The following is a 19,738-nucleotide window of genomic DNA, read 5'->3' as shown; positions in this document are numbered from 1 at the left end:
AAAAACCGCCCCGCTATGATAGCGGGGCGGTTTGCAAGGTCCAGAGAGACTTACTCTGCCTTTTCGTCTTTCTTCTCGGGCGCGATTTCCTCGCCCGTTTCCTGATCGACCATCTTCATGCCGAGGCGCACCTTGCCGCGGTCGTCGAAGCCGAGCAGCTTGACCTTCACTTCCTGGCCTTCCTTGAGCACCTCGTTGGGGTGGTTCAGGCGCTTGTTGGCGATCTGGGACACGTGGACCAGACCGTCACGCTTGCCGAAGAAGTTCACGAAGGCGCCGAAATCGACCAGCTTCACCACCTTACCGGTGTAGATCTTGCCTTCTTCCGGCTCGGCCACGATCGAGTAGATCATGTCATAGGCCTTCTTGATCGAGTCGCCATTGGCCGACGCGATCTTGATGATGCCGTCATCGTTGATGTCGACCTTGGCACCCGAGACCTCAACGATCTCGCGGATGACCTTGCCGCCCGAACCGATCACTTCACGGATCTTGTCGGTCGGGATCTGCATGGTCTCGATGCGCGGGGCATGGGCCGAGAATTCCTGGCGGCCGGCCGAGAGGGCCTTGGCCATTTCGCCCAGGATGTGCATCCGGCCGTCCTTGGCTTGCGCCAGGGCCTGCTCCATGATCGCGGGCGTGATGCCGGCAACCTTGATGTCCATCTGCAGCGAGGTGATGCCCGCTTCGGTGCCCGCAACCTTGAAGTCCATGTCGCCGAGGTGATCCTCGTCGCCAAGGATGTCGGTCAGAACGGCGTATTTGCCGTCGTCTTCCAGGATCAGACCCATGGCGACACCCGCCACCGGAGCCTTCAGCGGAACGCCCGCATCCATCATCGACAGCGAACCGCCGCAGACCGAGGCCATCGAGGACGAACCGTTCGACTCGGTGATCTCCGATACGACGCGGATCGTGTAGGGGAAGTCGGTCGCCGCCGGCAGAACCGCCTGCAGCGCGCGCCATGCCAGCTTGCCGTGGCCGATCTCGCGACGGCCGGGTGAACCCACGCGGCCCACTTCGCCAACCGAGTAGGGCGGGAAGTTGTAGTGCAGCAGGAAGTTCGAGCGGTAGTTGCCGTTCAGCGCGTCGATGATCTGTTCGTCATCGCCGGTGCCAAGCGTGGTAACCACAAGGCCCTGGGTCTCGCCGCGGGTGAACAGCGCCGAGCCGTGGGTGCGCGGCAGAAAGCCCACTTCCGACACGATCGGACGCACGGTCTTGGTGTCGCGGCCGTCGATACGGGCGCCACCGTTGATGATGTCGCCGCGCAGGATGCTCGATTCAAGCTTCTTGAACGCCGAGCCGAGGTTGGCATCGGCCAGGTCTTCTTCGGTCAGCTTCGACTTGATCAGGTCACGGGCAGCCGAGATCGCATTGGTGCGCTCTTGCTTGTCCTTGATCGCGAAGGCGGCGCGCATTTCGGCCTCGCCCGCGGCTTTGACCTTGCCATACAGCTCCGAGTAATCCGGGGCCGAGAAGTCGAAAGGCTCTTTGGCGGCGTCTTCGGCCAGCGCGATGATCAGGTCGATGACCGGTTGCATCTGCTCGTGACCGAATTTCACGGCGCCCAGCATCTCGGCCTCGGTCAGTTCGTAGGCTTCCGATTCTACCATCATCACGGCGTCCTTGGTGCCGGCGACGACGAGGTCAAGGCGCTGCTCGGGGTTGTCGCGCAGCTTGGTCATGTCGTCCATGGCCGGGTTCAGCACATATTCGCCATCGACGAAGCCGACGCGCGCCGCACCGATCGGGCCCATGAACGGAACGCCCGAGATGGTCAGCGCCGCCGAGGCCGCGATCATCGCGACGACATCGGGATCATTGACCAGGTCGCACGACAGCACGGTCGCCATGACCAGAACTTCATGCTTGAAGCCCGGAACGAAGAGCGGACGGCACGGGCGGTCGATCAGACGCGAGGTCAGCGTCTCTTTTTCCGACGGGCGCGCCTCGCGCTTGAAGAAGCCGCCCGGGATCTTGCCGGCGGCGTAGTATTTTTCCTGGTAGTGCACGGTCAGCGGGAAGAAGTCCTGCCCCGGCTTCGCTTCCTTGGCGAAGGTCACGTTGGCCATGACCGAGGTTTCGCCCAGAGTGGCGATGACCGAGCCGTCAGCCTGGCGGGCAACCTTGCCCGTTTCCAGGGTCAGCGTCTCTTCGCCCCACTGGATCGATTTTTTCGTAACGTTGAACATCAGCGTATCCTATCTGGGAGCACCCACGGGCCCTTCCCGTGTCTCCCGTTTGCGTGGCGGCCCCATTGCCGCCGCCCCTATCCTTTGCATGTGGCCCGGGGCACGGCCTCACGTCGCAGATTGGCGGGCCATACAGGAAACGCGCCCATTTGGAAAGCGTTCTGTGCAAGGCCAAACCCCGCCCGAAACGCTTTCGGGCGGGGTTTCGCGACTGCTTGGCGCGGATCAGCGCGCGATGTGCACGAAACCGCCGGTTTCACCCTCAAGCGGGCCATGTTCGGCGGAGGTGGGCTTGAGCATCGCCTCAAGCAGGACGGGCGTCGGCGTCCAGTAGGGGACATACCATTCCTGGTCGACCTCAAGGATCAGGACACGATCCTGCGCCGCGTCATAGGCCCCGATCAGCGCGACATGCGGGCCGTCCCAGTCGCCGGTGACCACCCCCTGGTTGAAGTAAAGCAGCAGCGCATCCGAGGCGCTCGCCTCATTCCCGGCCAGCATCTGGCGTACTGCATCAAGCGATGCCGCAGAGTTGTCGGCGGGCTTGAAGGCCTCGACTGTTGCGCCCTCCATCCCGGCAGCAGAGACCGCGGCCTGCGTGAATTCGGCCAGTTGGTCGAACTTGACCCCGTCGCCGCCCTCGGCCGAAAGCGCGGACCAGTCCGCGCGCGCGACAAGCTCGAGCATCTCGGGCTGCGTTGTCACGGTGTCCTCCGAATTCGCCGGAAGCCCGCGCAGCCCGTTCACCGCAGCCGTCACCGCCGCGATCGAACAGGCCGAGGTGGTGAACTGCGGCTTCACGAAAGGCGCGAAGGCCCAGTAATCGGGCGCCTCCGCCGAGCGCAGAAAGGCGTAATCCTCGGTCACTGAGACCGCATTGGGGCCAAGCTTGGGAAGCGGTGTCTCATCCGCGAAGGATGCGCCCGCAAAAGCGATGGCCACGCCGAAAACCGCAGCCGCCGAAACAACGATACGTGAGGATGTCATTGGAATACCTGAATGGATGCTATCCGATGACGCTACCCGACCGCATCCATCTGTCAATCGTGACACGAGGGCAGCCAATTCAAAACGCCCGCCTCTTGCGAGACGGGCGTCTTCATCCCTTGCGGGAAACCTTAGCGGCGGATGCCGAGGCGCTGGATCAGCGACTGGTAACGCGCTTCTTCTTTCTTCTTCAGGTAGTCCAGCAGCTTGCGGCGCTGAGCGACCAGCATCAGAAGGCCACGACGCGAGTGGTTGTCCTTCTTGTGCTCTTTGAAGTGCTCGGTGAGGTTCGAGATACGCTTGGTCAGGATCGCAACCTGGACTTCCGGCGAACCGGTGTCGCCTTCCTTGGTCGCGTATTCCTTGATCAGGGCGTTCTTGTCTTCAACGGTGATCGACATCGGGATCTCCTTTGGTCAAAGGGTTGGGGCCGTAGCCGGGATGTCGTCCAGCAAGGTCCATAGGTCTCCGCCAGATTCGGCAGATGCGCGCATATACGGAAAATCGGCCATGAAGGAAAGCCAAAATTGGCCACGCAGGCCGCGTGAGGCCCTTTAAAGACTGGCGAATTCTTCGGGGCTCAGCAGCAAGATATCCTCGGGCGAGAGGCCCTCGGCGTTCAGCACCTCGGCCAGTCGCCGCTCACCCAGGTAGATCGCAACCGCACCGGGCGTATCGGGCGAGGGCTCGATGCGCAGCTCGGCCTCTTCGTCGTCAGGGTCGCGCAACAGGGCGATCCGGTCGATACCGGGTTCGAAATCGGCCAGAACGGCGGGGTTCTCGGGGTCGATCCAGTCGCCGAGCGCGAAGAGATCGCCCTCTTCATTGCCCGACACCCAATCGCCCGAGCCTGCCAGCAGCCGGTCCTGCCCGGTGCCGCCATTCAGATAGTCGGTCGCTGCATCGCGCCCATCGAGTAGATCGTTGCCCGCACCGCCGAACAGCTCGTCCAGACCAGCGCCGCCGATCAGCACATCGTCGCCATCGCAGCCCTCAAGCGCATCGTTCCCCGCGCCGCCAAGCAGCAGGTCCTGTCCCGCACCGCCGATCAGCCGGTCGGCGCCCTCCGCACCCACAAGCGTGTCATCGCCGAAACCGCCCGCCAGCACATCGTTCCCCGCGCCACCGTCGAGCCGGTCATCACCGTCCTCGCCCGTCAGCACATCGTCGCCCGCGCCGCCCTCCAACCGGTCGGCCCCCGTGCCGCCGGTCAGTCGGTCGTCACCCTCGCCGCCCAAAATCAGATCGTCACCCTCGTAGCCGTTGATCTGGTCGTTGCCGCCGAGCCCGTCGATGACATCATCCCCCGCATCGCCCCACAGGATATCGTTCCCCCCGGTGGCCTCGGGCGAAGCCGCGCGCGCGGGCGTCTCGACGCCGGGCATCGTGGTGACGGTATCACCGCTGTCCTCCAGCAGATCGGCCCCTGCCTCCTCCTCGGCCTCCTCGGGCACCTCGTCCTCATCCTCCTCCGGGGTCAGATCGTCGGGCAGCAAGGCAAAGGTCGCCCCCGCCACCAAAAGCCCCATGATTCCGGTCAGAAACAACATGCCGCGCCCCCTTCTTCCACAGGGACTGCTTAGCGTAGAATTCCCTGCAAAAGGCCCAACGCGCCCGGCTATTTCGCCGAATGGTTAACGCTGTAATTACAGCGCCCAGGGCTCGGGCTGGCGATCGTAACCGATGTAAAGCGGATGCTTCGGCGCGCCCGATTTGGTCAGCCCGAGGTGGTGCAAATCGCGCCCCGAGACCCGCAGCAAGCGCTCAACCGCCGCGCCGCGCTCCAGATGCGCGCCATGGCTGCCCCAGGCGCAGATCACCCGATCCCCCGCCCCCGAGGCCCAATCGAGGCTCTCGCGGATCGCGGCATCGTTGCCTGGCCCCACCGGGTCAGGCTGCGCGCGCATCACCTTCGGGTCGGTCGCGCGATAGGCAAAGATATTGGTCACCCGGAAACCGCCGAAGCCAAGCGCCCGCGCGCGGCGTTCACAACGTTCGACGGTCGGGTCGTTCTGCACCTCGGTCGCGGTCGAGGGGTTGAGCATGATGAACAGCGCCTTCGGCGCGCCCTCCTGCCAGATGCGGGTCAGCAGGTAGCGGTATTTCTCGCAGTCGGAATAGACCGCGACGGATTGGGCATCGCCCTTGAGATGCGAACGGCTGATCATGACCCCTCCCCGGACAGGCGCAGAGTAGCGGCGGGCTCAGAGATTGAACACCCGACTCGGGTGCAGCTCGCTGCCCAACAGGCGGCCCACGGCGACCGGCTGACCCTCGAAACTTGCCCAGACCTCGCTGCCATACTCGGCGCTGCCGATCACCATGCCAGGATTGCCGTGGCGCAGGCGCACCGCGCCCTCGACCGTCGCGCGCACCTCGGGCAGATCGGCCAGCCCCATCTCGAGCGGCTTGATGCAGGCTTCAAGTTCCGGCGTGCGGGCCATGCGGTCGATATCCTCAAGGCTCAGCCCCTCGCCCGCCTCGAACGGACCCGACCATTCCCGCCGCAGCCAGAGCACATGCCCAAGGCAGCCGAGCTTCTCGCCCAGATCCCGCGCGATCGAGCGCACATAGCCGCCCTTGCCGCAGACCATCTCAAGCTCGACCGTATCGATATCAGGGCGCGCGATCAGCGTCAGGCTCTCGACGAACAGTGGGCGCGCGGCCAGTTCCATCACCTCGCCCTCGCGCGCCAGATCATAGGCGCGCTCACCCTCGACCTTCACGGCGGAAAACTGCGGCGGCACCTGCATGATGTCGCCCTCAAAGGCGGTCAGCGCCACGGCGATCTCGGCATCGCTCGGGCGCGTATCGCGCGTGGCGATCACCTCACCCTCGGCATCGTCGGTATTGGTCGCAGCCCCCAGACGTACCTGGAATCGGTAGCACTTCATCGCATCGGTGATGTAGGGCACGGTCTTCGTGGCCTCGCCAAGCGCGATCGCCAGCACCCCCGTCGCCGCCGGATCAAGCGTGCCCGCGTGGCCCGCCTTCTTCGCATCCAGCGCCCAGCGGACCTTGCCCACCACGGCGGTCGAGGTCACGCCCGCGGGCTTGTCCACGATGATCCAGCCGGAAATGTCGCGTCCCTTCTTGCGGGCCATGCCTGCCTCCTTCGTGCGAGAGCGCGCCTGCTAGCAAAGCCGCGCGGACAGGTCAACGCGCGCTTACGCCTCGTCGTCTTCACCGTCGTCGCGATGCGCGATATCGCGCTGCACGGTCTCGTCCGAGAACATCCGCCGCGTCTCGTCGAGACGATCGAAGGTCTCGTCGATGCGAAACCGCAGCTCGGGCGCGAATTTCAGCGTGAGTTCACGCGACACCAAATGGCGCAGCTCGGCCGTGTTGCGGCGCAGCGCCTTCAGCATGACCTCGGCATCCTCGCCACCCAGCGTCCCGCCAAGCGGCGCGACATAGACGGTGGCGACCTTCAGATCGGGCGAGGTGCGCACTTCGCCCACGGTGATATACATCCGGCCCAGGTCCGGATCGTGTACATCTCCCCGGATCAGCACATCCGAAAGGGTGCGCCGGATCAGCTCGCCGACGCGCAGCTGACGTTGCGAAGGGCCATCGCCCGAATGAAAGCGGTTCTTTGCCATGGCCCGCACATAGTGCTTTGCCGCGCGCCGCGCAACCGAGGCTTTGCCAAGCTGGCCGTCCCGCTGTAAGAAACCGCAATTAAAGATTGGGAGCGATGACATGACCGACCTGCCGGGGATCGTGATTACCGGGGCCTCGGGCCGCATGGGCCAAATGCTGTGCGCGACTGTGGCCGCCTCCGAGAAGGCACGTCTGGTCGGCGCGGTCGAGCGCACGGGCCACCCCTGGATCGGCCGCGATCTGGGCGAGGTCTCGGGCGGCCAGCCCAATGGCGTCATCGTCACCGACGACCCGCTCGAGGCCTTCGCCAAGGCCCAGGCTGTGATCGACTTCACCGCGCCCTCGGCCACCGTCGAATTCGCCCGCATCGCCGCGCAAGCGCGCTGCGTACATGTCATCGGCACGACCGGCTTCGAAAAAGCCCATCTCGACGCGCTCGAACCCTGCGCCCGCCACGCGGTGATCGTGCGCGCCGGCAACATGAGCCTTGGCGTCAACCTGCTCACCCAGCTCACCCGCAAGGTCGCCCAGGCGCTTGATGCCGACTGGGACATCGAGGTGATTGAGGCCCATCACAACAAGAAAGTCGATGCCCCCTCGGGCACCGCGCTCATGCTCGGCCGCGCCGCCGCCGAGGGCCGCGGCATCGCGCTTGAGGAAAATACCGAATCGGGCCGTGACGGCATCACTGGCGCACGCAAGCACGGCGCCATCGGCTTCTCGGCCATTCGTGGCGGCGATATCGTGGGCGAACATGACGTGCTCTTCGCCACGGCGGGCGAGCGGATCGTGCTGCGTCACATCGCCACCGACCGTGCCATCTTCGCGCGCGGCGCGCTCAAGGCCGCACTCTGGGGTCAGGACAAGAAGCCCGGCCAATATGACATGATGGACGTGCTCGGGCTCTGAACCCGCCTATTCTTCTTGGCGAAAATACCTCGGGGGTCCGGGGGCAGCGCCCCCGGCCTCGCTCAGAAGTCGATGGCGATGCCCTTTTTCTCCCAATCGCCGAAACGCACGGGCTCGGGGCCATCGCGCCCACCCAGTTCCACCGGCAGTTCTTCCGCTTTCGCGGCGCGGCGGCGTTCCTCGGCCTCGGCCAGCGCGCGCTGCGCGGCGGGGGGCAGGTCTTTGCGGATCTCTTCGGACATGGCGCTTTCCTTGTCTCGGGTCAGGGCATGATATAGGCCGCAAGGGAATTCGGAACAAGACGAAGGGCCGCAGGCATGAGCAACCCCGATCCGGCACGACGCGCAGCCCTCGGGCTGATCACCGGCGTTACCGAGGCGCGCGAGTCGCTCGCCGACCAGATCAACGCCGGGGCGCTGATCGAACTGCCGCCCTCCGACCGCGCCCGCGCGCAACGGCTGGCCACACAAACCCTGCGCCACCTTGCCCGCGCCGATGCGATGCTCAAGCCCCATCTGCGCAAGCGCCCGCCGGGGGATGTGCTGGCGCTCCTGCGCCTCGCCACGGTCGAGCTTTGCGAGGATCACGGCGCTGCGCATGGCGTGGTCAATGCCGCCGTCACCCTGATCCGCTCGGGCGGCCGCAAGACCGAGACCTTCGCGGGCCTTGTCAACGCCGTGCTGCGCAAGGTCGCGGCCGAGACCGAACGCTGGCCCACCCTCCCCGCGCCCGAACTTCCGGGCTGGCTGCGCGGGCGGCTCATGTCGGCCTGGGGCAAGGCCTCGGTGCAGAAGATGGAGGCCGCGCATCTCGCGGGCGCGCCCATCGACCTCTCGATCAAGGGCGAACCCGCCGACTGGGCCGAGAGGCTTGGCGCAGAAGCCCTCCCCACCGGTTCGCTGCGCCTGCCCACGGGCGCCCATGTCTCGGAACTGGCAGGCTTCACTGACGGCGCATGGTGGGTACAGAACGCCGCCGCCGCGCTCGCGGCCCGTCTGCTGGCCCCGGCGACGGGCGAACGCGTGCTTGACCTCTGCGCGGCACCCGGCGGCAAGACGCTGCAACTGGCGGCTGCGGGCGCCGATGTGACCGCGCTCGACATCTCGGAAAACCGCGCGGCGCGGATCGAGGAGAACCTTGCCCGCACCGGTCTGAAGGCGCGAATCGTCGTGGCCGATGCGCTAGACTGGCAGCCCGAGGCGCCCTTCGACGCGATCCTGCTCGACGCGCCCTGCTCGGCCACCGGCACGATCCGTCGCCACCCCGACCTGCCGCTGATCAAGGACGCCCAAGGCATCAAGGAACTGTTCGGCCTGCAAGCCGCGCTGCTCGACCGGGCGCTCGGCTGGCTCAAGCCCGGCGGGCGGCTGGTGTTTTGCACATGCTCGCTCCTGCCGGAAGAGGGCGAAGCGCAGATCTGCGCCGCACTGGAACGTCACCCCGGCCTGCGCACCATCCCGCCGCAACTCGACGGCATCGATTCGGCCTGGATCACCCCCGAGGGCGGGCTGCGCCTGCGCCCCGATTACTGGCCCGAGCGCGGCGGAATGGACGGGTTCTACATGGCCACCCTGACCGCCTGAGCCGAAATCGGGCGGTGACAGCGCCGCCCCCCTTCACTATGTTGCCCGCAAAACCGGGCGGGCGGGTCGGTGACCCGAAAATCGGGCAGGCAGATGACAGGACGAGCGGCAAAAGGCCAGAAACGGGCTCGATTGGGCGTTGCGCTCAATCGCCTCGCGGCCCTGCGCGCCGCCCGCGCCCGCCCCGCCACCGGATTCGTCAGCCAGCCCGAGCCGCGCACCATCGGATCGTTCGCACGCGGTCGCCAGTTGATCGCCGGCAACTTCCTGTTCGCGGGCTTCCTGATCGAAGGCCCCGGAGTCGCGATCTGGGACCTGCCGATGCCCGACCCGGCCTTCGAAGAGGCGCTGCACGGCTGCATCTGGCTTGATGACCTTGCCGCCGTGGGCGATCGCGCCGCGCGCGAGCGGGCGCAGGACTGGGTCTTTGGCTGGATCGCGCGCTACGGAGCGGGCTCGGGGCCGGGCTGGACGCCCGATCTGACCGGACGCCGCCTGATCCGCTGGATCAACCACGCGATCTTGCTGCTCAACGGGCAAGAGCGCGCCGCCGCCGACGGGTTCTTCCGCTCGCTCGGGCAGCAGACGCTATTCCTGTCGAAACGCTGGCGCTCGGCCTCGCCGGGGCTGCCGCGCTTCGAGGCGCTGACCGGGCTGATCTACGCGGGCCTCTCGCTGACCGGGATGGAGCGGCTGGCCAGCGGCGCGACCGAGGCCCTGGCGCGCGAATGCGCCGAGCAGATCGACGCCGAGGGCGGCATTCCCACCCGCAACCCCGAAGAGCTGCTTGACGTTCTGACCCTGCTGACCTGGGCCAAGGCCGCGCTGGAGGCCGCCGGGCGCAAGGCCGCCCCCGAACATATCGCCGCGATCGAGCGTATCGTGCCCACGCTGCGCGCACTGCGCCATTCCGACGGGGGGCTTGCGCGCTTTCACGGCGGCGGACGCGGGCTTGAAGGGCGGCTCGATCAGGCGCTGGCGGCCTCGGCGGTGCGCGGCCCGATGCCCGAGGGGCTGGCGATGGGTTTCGCGCGGATGCATGGCGGCCGCACCAGCGTGATCCTTGATGCCGCGCGCCCGCCGCTTGGGCCCGCCTCTGCCAATGGCCATGCCGCGACCCTGGCCTTCGAGCTGACTTCGGGCCGCCGCCCGCTGGTGGTCAGCTGCGGCTCGGGCGCGATCTTCGGACGCGAGTGGCACCGCGCCGGACGCGCCACCGCGAGCCACTCGACCCTCGCGATCGAGGGGTTCTCCTCCTCGCGCCTTGCACCCGCACCGGTTCTGGGCCGCGTGCCCTCGCTCTGGCTAGACGAAACCCCGGCCGAGGTCTGGGCCCGCCGCGATGGTGACGAGGGCGACCATGTCATGGCCGGACACAACGGCTACGCCCCGACCCATGGCATGACCCATGTGCGCGAGCTGACCCTGTCGCCTGATGGCGCGGTGCTGAAGGGGCAGGACACGCTTGGCGCCATGACACCGGAGGACCGCCGCCGCTTCGAGACGATCTTCGCCCGCGTCGGCCTGCGCGGCATCCCGTTCCAGATCCGCTTCCACCTGCACCCCGAGGCCGACGCCACGCTCGACCTTGGCGGCACCGCCGTGTCGGTCGCGCTGAAATCGGGCGAGATCTGGATCTTCCGCCACGACGGCGTCGCGGAAATGACGCTGGAGCCCTCGGTCTATCTGGAATCGGGCCGTTTGCGCCCGCGCCCAAGCCAGCAAATCGTGCTTTCTGCCCGTGTTCTGGACTATGCGTGCCAGATTGGCTGGACCTTCTCCAAAGCACAGGATACCCCCGCGTCAATCCGGGATACCGACCCGGATCGCCCCGAATCCGACCTCTGACAAAGGACTGCCAGCCGTGACCAGACCCGTCCCCCTCCTCCGCGCCCTGATCTCTGTTTCCGACAAGACCGGGCTGATCGACTTTGCCCGCTCGCTCTCGGCGCGCGGTGTCGAGCTGCTCTCGACGGGCGGCACGGCGAAGGCGCTGCGCGAGGCCGGGCTGAGCGTGCGCGACGTGGCCGAGGTCACCGGCTTCCCCGAGATGATGGATGGCCGCGTCAAGACGCTGCACCCCAAGGTCCATGGCGGCCTGCTGGCGCTGCGCGACAATGACGAGCATCTGGTGGCCATGGCCGCCCATGGGATCGAGCCGATCGACCTGCTGGTGGTGAACCTCTACCCGTTCGAGGCCACCGTCGCGAAAGGCGCCGATTACGAGGATTGCATCGAGAATATCGACATCGGCGGCCCGGCGATGATCCGCGCGGCCTCGAAGAACCACGCCTTCGTGGCGACGGTGGTCGATGTGGAGGATTACGGCGCGGTTCTGGCGGAACTCGACGCCAATGACGGCGCGACCACCTATGCCTTCCGCCAGCGTCTTGCGCAGATCGCCTATGCCCGCACCGCGGCCTATGACGCGGCTGTCAGCACCTGGATGGAGCAGGCCATCGGCGAGGAAACCCCGCGCCGCCGCGCCTTCGCCGGCACGCTGGCCCAAACCCTGCGCTACGGCGAGAACCCGCACCAATCGGCGGCCTTCTACCTTGACGGCTCGAACCGCCCCGGCGTTTCGACGGCCAAGCAGCATCAGGGCAAGGAGCTGTCCTACAACAACATCAACGACACCGACGCGGCCTTCGAACTGGTGGCCGAATTCGGCACCGACAAGCCCGCCTGCGCGATCATCAAGCACGCCAACCCCTGCGGCGTGGCCTCGGGCGCGAGCCTGACCGAAGCCTACGGCCGCGCCTTCGACTGCGACCGCACCTCGGCCTTCGGCGGCATCATCGCGCTGAACCAGACGCTTGACGGTGCCACCGCCGAAGAGATCTGCAAGATCTTCACCGAGGTTGTCATCGCCCCCGAGGCGACCGACGATGCCAAGGCGATCTTTGCCGCCAAGAAAAACCTGCGCCTGCTGACCACCGGCGCGCTGCCCGATCCGAAATCGACCATCACCACCTATCGTCAGGTCGCCGGTGGCTTCCTCGTGCAGGGCAAGGACAATGGCGCGATCTCGATGGACGACCTCAAGGTCGTGACCGAGCGCCAGCCGACCGAGCAGGAACTGCGCGATCTGCTGTTTGCCTGGAAGGTCGCCAAGCACGTCAAGTCGAACGCGATCATCTACGTCAAGGATGGCGCCACCGTGGGCGTCGGCGCGGGCCAGATGAGCCGCGTCGATTCGACCCGCATCGCTGCGCGCAAGGCGCAGGACATGGCCGAAGTCATGGGGCTGGCCGAGCCGCTGACCAAGGGCTCGGTCGTGGCGTCGGACGCCTTCTTCCCCTTCGCGGACGGCCTGATCACCGCAGCAGAGGCGGGCGCGACGGCAATCATCCAGCCCGGCGGCTCGATGCGTGACCAGGAAGTCATCGACGCGGCGAATGAACGCGGCCTCGCAATGGTCTTTACGGGGATGCGTCACTTCCGTCATTAATAACTCGAGCGGCCCGCGTCACGGGCGCGGGCCGCTCTACGATTTTTTTATGTTTGTTTAGGGGTTGGGATGCGGCTGACCGTCAAGATTGCGGCAATCATCCTGATGCTCGACCAGATGACCAAATACCTGGTCGTGCATTATCTCGAACTCGACCGCGTCGGCGCGATCGATGTGCTTCCGCCATGGCTCAATCTGCGGATGGCCTGGAACCAGGGCATCAACTTCGGCCTGTTCTCGGGCGAGGCAAGCTGGTCGCGGTGGGTTCTGATCGCCGTGGCGCTGGCGATCTCGGCCTGGGTCTGGATCTGGATCGCGCGCGACCAGCATTCGGCGCAGGTCAAGATTTCGGCCGGTCTGCTGATCGGCGGGGCGCTCGGCAACGTGATCGACCGTGTGGCCTATGGCGCGGTGGCCGACTTTCTGAACATGTCGCTGCCGATCTGGAGGAATCCCTATTCGTTCAACGTCGCCGATATCGCGGTTTTCCTTGGCGCGGCCGGGCTGATGCTGTTCACCGGCAACGACTCGGCTCAGCAAAAGTCCTGACGCCTTTCTGGCGTGACGCGGCCAAAGCGATAGGCTAAGAGGATGGGGAAACAGGTGAGGGAGTGGCCCATGCAGGCAACCATCGGCAAGCTCGGGATCGCATTTGCGACCGTCCTCGTGCTGTCGGCCTGTGGCGGCGGCGATGATGAGCCCCGGCTGATGCATCTGCGTTCGGCCACGCAGGGCCCGGACGAATTCGGCATCCTGCCGACCAAACCGCTGCAGATGCCGCAAGACCTCGCCGCGCTGCCCGCACCCACGCCGGGCGGCACCAACATTACCGACCCGACGCCCGGAGCGGACGCCATTGCCGCCCTCGGCGGCAACCCCGCGCGCCTCAAGGCAGGCGGCATCCCGGCCTCGGACAGCGCACTTGTTGCCCAAGCGGCGCGTTTTGGCACCTCGGCCAATATCCGCGAGCAGCTGGCCGCCGAAGACCTTGAGTATCGCCGCGCCAATGACGGTCGCCTGCTCGAACGCCTGTTCAGCGTGAACGTCTATTACCATGCCTACGAACCGATGAGCCTCGATCAGGAGGCCGAGTTGGAGCGTTGGCGCAAGCTGGGCCTGCGCACCCCGGCGGCCCCGCCCGGCGGCATCGCCCAAGCGGCATCGGGTAACTGATCAATATCCCGTCAGGCGGGTTGCCACCGGCCACCCAGCCCGTAAGTTGATCCCACATAACGGAGGGATCATTGGTGCGCGCCTTTTTCGCTGCGGCTGTTGCATGGCTGGCTGCCTGGCCCGTCTGGGCCGAAAACGTCACCCATTTCACGCTCGACAACGGCCTTGAGGCCGTGGTGATCGAAGATCACCGCGCCCCGGTCGTGGTCCATATGGTCTGGTACAAGGCCGGATCGGCGGATGAACGGCGCGGCAAGTCGGGAATCGCCCATTACCTTGAGCACCTGATGTTCAAGGGCACCGACTCGATGGCTGCGGGGGAGTTGTCGAAAACCGTCTCGGCCAATGGCGGGTCGGACAATGCATTCACCTCCTATGACTATACCGCCTATTACCAGCGCATCGCCGCCGACCGGCTGGAGCTGGTGATGAAGATGGAAGCCGACCGGATGCGGCATCTCAAGATCTCGCCCGACGACTGGCAGACCGAGCGCGACGTGATCCTTGAAGAGCGCGCGCAACGCACCGACAGCGACCCCGGCGCTCTCTTCGGCGAACAGCGCAACGCCGCGCAATATCTCAACCATCCCTATGGCACGCCGGTCATCGGCTGGCGGCAGGAGATGGAGGCCCTGACCCGCGACGATGCGCTGGAATGGTATCGCCGCTATTACGCGCCCAACAATGCCGTTCTGGTGGTGGCGGGCGATGTGACCCCCGAGCAGGTCAAGGCGCTGGCGCAGACCTATTACGGCCCGCTTGAACCCTCGGCCGACATTCCGCCCCGTGTCCGCCCGCAAGAGCCGCCGCAACTGGCCGAACGGCGCCTCGTGTTCCCCGATCCGCGCGTGGCACAGCCCTATGTCTCGCGCAGCTACCTCGCGCCCGAGCGTGATCCCGGCAATCAGAAAGAGGCCGCGGCGCTGACGATTCTGGCCGAGGTTCTGGGCGGCAATCCGCAGACCTCTGTGCTGGCGCGCAAGCTGGTCTATGGCAGCGGCACGGCGATCTATGTCTCGGCCTTCTACGATGGCATGGCGATCGACGACACGACCTTTGGCCTCGCCGCGATCCCCGCCGCCGACATGTCGCTGGAAGAAACCGAGGCCGCGATCGACACCGCGTTGGCCGAGTTCCTGCACGAGGGCATCGACCCCGCACAGTTCGAGCGTATCCGCACCCAGATCCGCGCCTCGGAAATCTACGCGCAGGACAACACGCAGGCGCTCGCCCGCCGTTATGGCGAGGCGCTGACCTCGGGCTTTTCGGTGGAAGATGTCCAAAGCTGGCCCGATGTGCTGATGTCCGTCACCGAGGAAGAGGTGATGCAGGCCGCCCGTTCCGTCTTTGACCGCCGTCAGGCCGTGACCGGATACCTGACCCGCCCCGCCGAGGAGGCCACCCAATGATCCGCTTCGTTCTGGCCACCCTGACCGTGCTTAGCCTGACGCTGCCCGCCCGCGCGCTCGATATTCAGCAGGTCACCTCGCCCGGCGGGCTCAATGCCTGGCTGGTCGAGGCCCATGACATCCCCTTCACCGCGCTCGAGATCCGTTTTCGCGGCGGCGCAAGCCTTGATGCGCCGGAAAAACGCGGCGCGATCACCCTGATGGCCGCGACGCTTGAAGAGGGCGCGGGCCAGATGGATGCGCAGGCCTTCGCCGAGGCGACCGAGTCGCTGGCCGCGCAGTTCAGCTTCGACGTGGATGACGACACGCTGAAGATCTCGGCGCGGATGCTGACCGAGAATCGCGACAAGGCGGTCGACCTGCTGCGCGAGGCGCTGACCAACCCGCGCTTCGATCAGGTGGCGGTGGACCGCGTGCGCGGGCAGGTGCTGTCGATCATCGCCTCGGATGAGGAAGATCCCAACGCCATCGCCGGGCGGACCTTTCGCCAGCTGGCCTATGGCGATCATCCCTATGGCTCCTCGCTCAACGGCACGGCGGAAAGCGTCAAGGCCCTCTCGCGTGAGGATATCTTCGACGCGAAAGCCCGCGTGATGGCGCGCGACCGGTTGGTGATCTCGGCCGTGGGCGACATCACGCCGGCGGAACTGGGCGTGCTGCTTGACCATCTGCTGGGGGACCTGCCCGAAACAGGCGCACCGATGCCGCCGCGGGCCGAGCTTGGCCTGGCCGGGGGCGTGAGCGTGGTCGATTACGACACGCCGCAATCGGTGGTGATCTTCGGTCAGCAAGGGCTGCCGATGGATGACCCGGATTTCTTCGCGGCCTATGTGATCAACCAGATCCTGGGCGAGGGCGGCTTTGCCTCGCGCCTGATGGAAGAGGTGCGCGAGAAGCGCGGCCTGACCTACGGGATCTATACCTACCTCGCGCCCAAGGATCTGGCCGAGACTTGGCAGGGCTCGTTCGCCTCGGCCAATGGCAAGGTCGCCGAGGCCATCGCCGTGACCCGCGCCGAATGGGCGCGCATGGCGACGGGCGAGGTCACCGACCAGGAGTTGAACGACGCCAAGACCTACCTGACCGGCGCCTATCCGCTGCGCTTCGACGGCAACGGGCAGATCGCGGGGATTCTGGCAGGGATGCAGCTCAATCACATGCCGATCGACTATGTGAACACCCGCAATGCCAAGGTCGAGGCGGTCACCAAGGAAGACATCAAACGCGTCGCGCAGCGGTTGCTCGATGCCGATGCGCTGCGCTTTGTCGTGGTCGGCAAGCCCGAGGGGCTCGACACGAGCGCCTCGAACTAAGCGATCCCGAATCTGTTGGGCTTGGCCGAGGGCTGTGCTATCCCTTGTAGGATGAATGCACAGCCCCCCAATATAGGCGCAAATCGCCCCGTCATCCGGCAACTTGACGATGCCGCCGCCAACCGCATCGCGGCGGGCGAGGTGGTGGAGCGTCCGGCCTCGGCGGTGAAAGAGCTGATCGAGAACGCGCTTGATGCCGGGGCCTCGCGCATCGAGATCGCCTATGCCGATGGCGGCAAAACGCTGATCCGCATCACCGACGACGGCTGCGGCATGACCGCCGAGGATCTGCCGCTGGCGCTGAGCCGCCATGCCACCTCGAAGATCGACGGATCGGACCTGCTCAACATCCATACCTTCGGCTTTCGCGGCGAGGCGCTGCCCTCGCTTGGCGCCGTCGGGCGGCTGACGATCACCTCGCGCGCCGAGGGGTTCGACGCCGCACAGATCACCGTCGCGGGCGGGCAGATCGGGCCGGTCAAACCCGCCGCGCTCAACCGGGGCACCGTGGTCGAGCTGCGCGATCTGTTCTACGCGACGCCCGCGCGGCTCAAGTTCCTGCGCACCGACCGCGCCGAGGCGCAGGCCATCGCTGATGTGGTCAAGCGTCTCGCCATGGCCGAGCCCTATGTCAGCTTTCGCCTGATCGACACCTCGGGCGGCAATGAGCGCGAGATCTTCCGCGCCGATGCCGAACAGGGCGAGCTGTTCGGTGCGCTTTCGGGGCGGCTCGCCCGTGTGCTTGGCCGCGACTTCGCCGACAACGCCCTGCCCATCGACGCCGAGCGCGAGGGGATCCGCCTGACCGGATATGCCGCCCTGCCCACCTATTCGCGTGGCGCTGCGGTCGAGCAATTCCTCTTCGTGAACGGCCGCCCGGTGCGCGACAAGATGCTGATCGGGGCCCTGCGCGCAGCCTATATGGATTTCCTCTCGCGCGACCGGCACCCGGCGGCGGTGCTCTTCCTCAGCTGCGAGCCCGAGCGCGTGGACGTCAACGTCCACCCCGCCAAGGCCGAGGTGCGCTTTCGCGAATCCGGCGTGGCGCGCGGGCTGATCGTGGGCGGGCTGCGCCATGCGCTGTCGCAGGCGGGGCATCGGGCCTCAAGCACCGTGGCCAGCGCGACGCTTGGCGCGATGCGCCCCGAGGAACCCGTATCCCCGCGCATCTACCAGATGGACCGCCCGAGCCTTGGCGCGATCCGCAGCGCCTATAGCGCGCAGGCCCCGCTGAACCAGCCAAGCTTCGCCGAAGCCTCGCCCGTCTTCGATGCGCCCATTGCCCCTTCGGCCCGCGTGGCGGACCCCGCGCCGCAGCCCGAACTGACGACCAAGCCCCTAGGTGCCGCCCGCGCGCAGGTGCATGAGAATTACATCATCGCCCAGACCGAGACCGGCATCGTGATCGTCGATCAGCACGCGGCGCATGAGCGGCTGGTTTATGAGCGCCTCAAGCGCCAGATGGCTGAAAAGGGCGTCGCCGCACAAGCGCTGCTGATCCCCGAGATCGTTGAACTCTCGCCCGGCGATGCCGCGCGGTTGCTGGATCTGGCCGACGATCTCGCGCGTCTCGGCCTTGGCATCGAACCCTTCGGCGGCGGCGCCGTCGCGGTGCGCGAAACCCCGGCGATATTGGGCGAGATCAACGCTGCGGCGCTTCTGCGCGATGTGCTGGATGAGCTTGCGGACCTTGGCGACAGCCAGCTTGTGCAGGCCCGCATCGAGGCAGTGCTGAGCCGCATGGCCTGCCATGGCTCGATCCGCTCGGGCCGTCAGATGCGCGTCGAAGAGATGAACGCCCTCCTGCGCGAGATGGAGGCCACCCCCCATTCCGGCCAGTGCAACCACGGCCGCCCCACCTATGTCGAGCTACGGCTTGGCGATATCGAACGGCTTTTCGGACGGACATGATCACCATCGGCACCCATCAGATCGACCTTGGCGACCCGCTTGTTCTGGCGCTGCTAATCGGCGGCGGGCTGATCGTGCTTTTACTGATCATGGTGCTGCGCGCGGCGGGGCGTTCAGCCCAGGCGATCGACCCGCTGGCGGGCCATATGGTGCAGCTTTCGCAGCGTGTGCAAGCGCTCTCGGACGGGCAGCACCAGCTTGCCGGGGGGCTGCATCACGTCTCCGAGGCGCAGGCCATGAGCCAGACCAAGGTGCTGGCCCTGATGGAGCAGCGCCTGGCCGATGTGAACCGCTCGATGACCGAAAGCCTGCACGGCACCGCCACGCGCACGGCACGCTCGCTTGGCGATCTGCACCAGCGCCTCGAGGCCATCGACAAGGCACAGGCCAATATCGAGAAGCTCTCGGGCGATGTGCTAGGGTTGCAGGACATCCTGTCGAACAAGCAGACCCGTGGCGCCTTTGGCGAGATCCAGCTCAATGACATCGTGCACAAGGCGCTGCCCTCGGACAGCTACACGATGCAGGCGACGCTTTCGAACGGACGGCGGGCGGACTGCCTGATCCATCTGCCCAACCCGCCCGGCCCCATCGTGATCGACTCGAAATTCCCGCTGGAGGCCTATGAGGCCCTGCGCCGCGCCGAGAACCAGAGCCAGCTGATCGAGGCGCAGCGGATGATGCGTATTGCCGTACGCAGCCATATCAAGGCGATTTCCGAGAAATACATCCTTGAGGGCGAAACCGCCGACGGGGCGCTGATGTTCCTGCCCTCCGAGGCCGTCTATGCCGAGTTGCACGCCAATTTCCCGGAACTGGTGCGCGAAGGCTTCACGGCCAAGGTCTGGATCGTCAGCCCCACGACCTGCATGGCCACGCTCAACACCATGCGCGCCGTGCTGAAAGACGCGCGGATGCGCGAGCAGGCCGGGGCGATCCGCAAAGAGCTGGCTGCGCTTTACCAGGACGTCGATCGTCTGGGCACCCGCGTGGGCAATCTTGACCGGCATTTCACCCAGGCCGCCAAGGATATCGAGGAAATCAAGATCTCGGCCGAGAAGGCCGGTAAGCGCGCGCATCGCCTTGATAATTTCGATTTCGAGGAACTTACCCCCGAACCCGACGCCCCGCGCATCGTCCAGATCAAACCCTGAGCGATTGCGCTTGCGCAGGGCCGTAACTGGCGCGAAACTGGCGCCATACG

At 66.2% G+C, this 19,738-nt stretch carries 18 protein-coding genes; 10 read left to right on the top strand and 8 right to left on the bottom strand.

The window, feature by feature from the left end:
• Positions 1-50 precede the first annotated feature (50 nt).
• From pnp to rbfA, 7 genes are all read right to left on the bottom strand, one after another.
• The gene (gene pnp, locus KTQ37_RS10335) at positions 51-2,195 is read right to left on the bottom strand and encodes a polyribonucleotide nucleotidyltransferase (RefSeq protein WP_218630437.1); all 2,145 of its coding nucleotides are present in this window, start codon (positions 2,193-2,195) and stop codon (positions 51-53) included.
• 225 nt (positions 2,196-2,420) lie between these two features.
• Complete coding sequence (locus KTQ37_RS10330; protein WP_218630436.1) at positions 2,421-3,182, bottom strand: phytochelatin synthase family protein; 762 nt, start codon at positions 3,180-3,182, stop codon at positions 2,421-2,423.
• A gap of 131 nt (positions 3,183-3,313) precedes the next feature.
• Positions 3,314-3,583, bottom strand: a complete 270-nt coding sequence (rpsO, locus tag KTQ37_RS10325; RefSeq protein ID WP_218630435.1) for a 30S ribosomal protein S15 — start codon at positions 3,581-3,583, stop codon at positions 3,314-3,316.
• A 153-nt stretch (positions 3,584-3,736) separates the two neighbouring features.
• Positions 3,737-4,732 (bottom strand): calcium-binding protein, encoded by a 996-nt coding sequence (locus tag KTQ37_RS10320; RefSeq protein WP_218630434.1) that lies wholly within the window; start codon positions 4,730-4,732, stop codon positions 3,737-3,739.
• Between the two features lie 96 nt (positions 4,733-4,828).
• Positions 4,829-5,350 (bottom strand): DUF1643 domain-containing protein, encoded by a 522-nt coding sequence (locus KTQ37_RS10315; protein WP_218630433.1) that lies wholly within the window; start codon positions 5,348-5,350, stop codon positions 4,829-4,831.
• A gap of 36 nt (positions 5,351-5,386) precedes the next feature.
• Positions 5,387-6,286, bottom strand: coding sequence for a tRNA pseudouridine(55) synthase TruB (truB, locus tag KTQ37_RS10310; RefSeq protein WP_218630432.1), 900 nt, complete (start codon positions 6,284-6,286; stop codon positions 5,387-5,389).
• Positions 6,287-6,349: 63 nt separating this feature from the next.
• Entirely contained in the window at positions 6,350-6,784 is a 435-nt protein-coding gene (gene rbfA, locus KTQ37_RS10305; protein ID WP_218630431.1) for a 30S ribosome-binding factor RbfA, read from the bottom strand.
• Between the two features lie 100 nt (positions 6,785-6,884).
• On the opposite strand from rbfA, the gene dapB reads away from it, so the two are divergent.
• Positions 6,885-7,694 carry a 4-hydroxy-tetrahydrodipicolinate reductase gene (gene dapB, locus KTQ37_RS10300; protein ID WP_218630430.1) on the top strand — a complete coding sequence of 270 codons (810 nt, stop codon included), beginning with the start codon at positions 6,885-6,887 and terminating at the stop codon, positions 7,692-7,694.
• 62 nt (positions 7,695-7,756) lie between these two features.
• On the opposite strand, the gene KTQ37_RS10295 is transcribed toward dapB, so the two are convergent.
• Positions 7,757-7,936 carry a DUF1674 domain-containing protein gene (locus KTQ37_RS10295; RefSeq protein ID WP_218630429.1) on the bottom strand — a complete coding sequence of 60 codons (180 nt, stop codon included), beginning with the start codon at positions 7,934-7,936 and terminating at the stop codon, positions 7,757-7,759.
• 75 nt (positions 7,937-8,011) lie between these two features.
• On the opposite strand from KTQ37_RS10295, the gene KTQ37_RS10290 reads away from it, so the two are divergent.
• The 9 genes from KTQ37_RS10290 to KTQ37_RS10250 all read left to right on the top strand — a co-directional run bounded on the left by KTQ37_RS10290 (position 8,012) and on the right by KTQ37_RS10250 (position 19,688).
• Positions 8,012-9,277, top strand: a complete 1,266-nt coding sequence (locus KTQ37_RS10290) for an RsmB/NOP family class I SAM-dependent RNA methyltransferase (protein ID WP_218630428.1) — start codon at positions 8,012-8,014, stop codon at positions 9,275-9,277.
• Between the two features lie 93 nt (positions 9,278-9,370).
• Positions 9,371-11,125: a heparinase II/III family protein gene (locus KTQ37_RS10285; protein ID WP_218630427.1), complete on the top strand. Its 1,755-nt coding sequence runs from the start codon at positions 9,371-9,373 to the stop codon at positions 11,123-11,125.
• A 16-nt stretch (positions 11,126-11,141) separates the two neighbouring features.
• Complete coding sequence (purH, locus tag KTQ37_RS10280; RefSeq protein ID WP_218630426.1) at positions 11,142-12,728, top strand: bifunctional phosphoribosylaminoimidazolecarboxamide formyltransferase/IMP cyclohydrolase; 1,587 nt, start codon at positions 11,142-11,144, stop codon at positions 12,726-12,728.
• 69 nt (positions 12,729-12,797) lie between these two features.
• The gene (gene lspA, locus KTQ37_RS10275) at positions 12,798-13,277 is read left to right on the top strand and encodes a signal peptidase II (protein ID WP_218630425.1); all 480 of its coding nucleotides are present in this window, start codon (positions 12,798-12,800) and stop codon (positions 13,275-13,277) included.
• Between the two features lie 69 nt (positions 13,278-13,346).
• Positions 13,347-13,901 carry a DUF3035 domain-containing protein gene (locus KTQ37_RS10270; protein ID WP_218630424.1) on the top strand — a complete coding sequence of 185 codons (555 nt, stop codon included), beginning with the start codon at positions 13,347-13,349 and terminating at the stop codon, positions 13,899-13,901.
• A gap of 74 nt (positions 13,902-13,975) precedes the next feature.
• Positions 13,976-15,310, top strand: a complete 1,335-nt coding sequence (locus tag KTQ37_RS10265) for a M16 family metallopeptidase (protein ID WP_218630423.1) — start codon at positions 13,976-13,978, stop codon at positions 15,308-15,310.
• Positions 15,307-16,623: a M16 family metallopeptidase gene (locus KTQ37_RS10260; RefSeq protein ID WP_218630422.1), complete on the top strand. Its 1,317-nt coding sequence runs from the start codon at positions 15,307-15,309 to the stop codon at positions 16,621-16,623. The genes KTQ37_RS10265 and KTQ37_RS10260 overlap by 4 nt, the downstream gene beginning before the upstream one ends.
• Positions 16,624-16,674: 51 nt before the next feature.
• Positions 16,675-18,534 (top strand): DNA mismatch repair endonuclease MutL, encoded by a 1,860-nt coding sequence (gene mutL, locus KTQ37_RS10255; RefSeq protein WP_218630421.1) that lies wholly within the window; start codon positions 16,675-16,677, stop codon positions 18,532-18,534.
• A complete protein-coding gene (locus KTQ37_RS10250) occupies positions 18,531-19,688 on the top strand; it encodes a DNA recombination protein RmuC (RefSeq protein ID WP_218630420.1) in 1,158 nt (385 codons plus the stop codon). Before mutL ends, KTQ37_RS10250 begins: the two co-directional genes overlap by 4 nt.
• Positions 19,689-19,738 lie beyond the last annotated feature (50 nt).

This window comes from Sedimentimonas flavescens (assembly GCF_019264375.1).
GTDB lineage: Bacteria > Pseudomonadota > Alphaproteobacteria > Rhodobacterales > Rhodobacteraceae > Rhodobacter > Rhodobacter flavescens.
The sequence above is the reverse complement of the archived record's forward strand: the minus strand, read 5'-3'. Positions and strand labels throughout refer to the sequence as shown.

Bases quoted from the DNA above. Each gene is read 5' to 3' on its own strand.
- truB (WP_218630432.1), bottom strand. From the start codon at position 6,286: ATGGCCCGCAAGAAGGGACGCGACATTTCCGGCTGGATCATCGTGGAC.
- KTQ37_RS10250 (WP_218630420.1), top strand. From the start codon at position 18,531: ATGATCACCATCGGCACCCATCAGATCGACCTTGGCGACCCGCTTGTT.
- KTQ37_RS10315 (WP_218630433.1), bottom strand. From the start codon at position 5,350: ATGATCAGCCGTTCGCATCTCAAGGGCGATGCCCAATCCGTCGCGGTC.
- rbfA (WP_218630431.1), bottom strand. From the start codon at position 6,784: ATGGCAAAGAACCGCTTTCATTCGGGCGATGGCCCTTCGCAACGTCAG.
- KTQ37_RS10270 (WP_218630424.1), top strand. From the start codon at position 13,347: ATGCAGGCAACCATCGGCAAGCTCGGGATCGCATTTGCGACCGTCCTC.
- pnp (WP_218630437.1), bottom strand. From the start codon at position 2,195: ATGTTCAACGTTACGAAAAAATCGATCCAGTGGGGCGAAGAGACGCTG.
- rpsO (WP_218630435.1), bottom strand. From the start codon at position 3,583: ATGTCGATCACCGTTGAAGACAAGAACGCCCTGATCAAGGAATACGCG.
- KTQ37_RS10320 (WP_218630434.1), bottom strand. From the start codon at position 4,732: ATGTTGTTTCTGACCGGAATCATGGGGCTTTTGGTGGCGGGGGCGACC.
- KTQ37_RS10290 (WP_218630428.1), top strand. From the start codon at position 8,012: ATGAGCAACCCCGATCCGGCACGACGCGCAGCCCTCGGGCTGATCACC.
- dapB (WP_218630430.1), top strand. From the start codon at position 6,885: ATGACCGACCTGCCGGGGATCGTGATTACCGGGGCCTCGGGCCGCATG.
- KTQ37_RS10295 (WP_218630429.1), bottom strand. From the start codon at position 7,936: ATGTCCGAAGAGATCCGCAAAGACCTGCCCCCCGCCGCGCAGCGCGCG.
- mutL (WP_218630421.1), top strand. From the start codon at position 16,675: ATGAATGCACAGCCCCCCAATATAGGCGCAAATCGCCCCGTCATCCGG.
- KTQ37_RS10260 (WP_218630422.1), top strand. From the start codon at position 15,307: ATGATCCGCTTCGTTCTGGCCACCCTGACCGTGCTTAGCCTGACGCTG.
- KTQ37_RS10285 (WP_218630427.1), top strand. From the start codon at position 9,371: ATGACAGGACGAGCGGCAAAAGGCCAGAAACGGGCTCGATTGGGCGTT.
- lspA (WP_218630425.1), top strand. From the start codon at position 12,798: ATGCGGCTGACCGTCAAGATTGCGGCAATCATCCTGATGCTCGACCAG.
- KTQ37_RS10330 (WP_218630436.1), bottom strand. From the start codon at position 3,182: ATGACATCCTCACGTATCGTTGTTTCGGCGGCTGCGGTTTTCGGCGTG.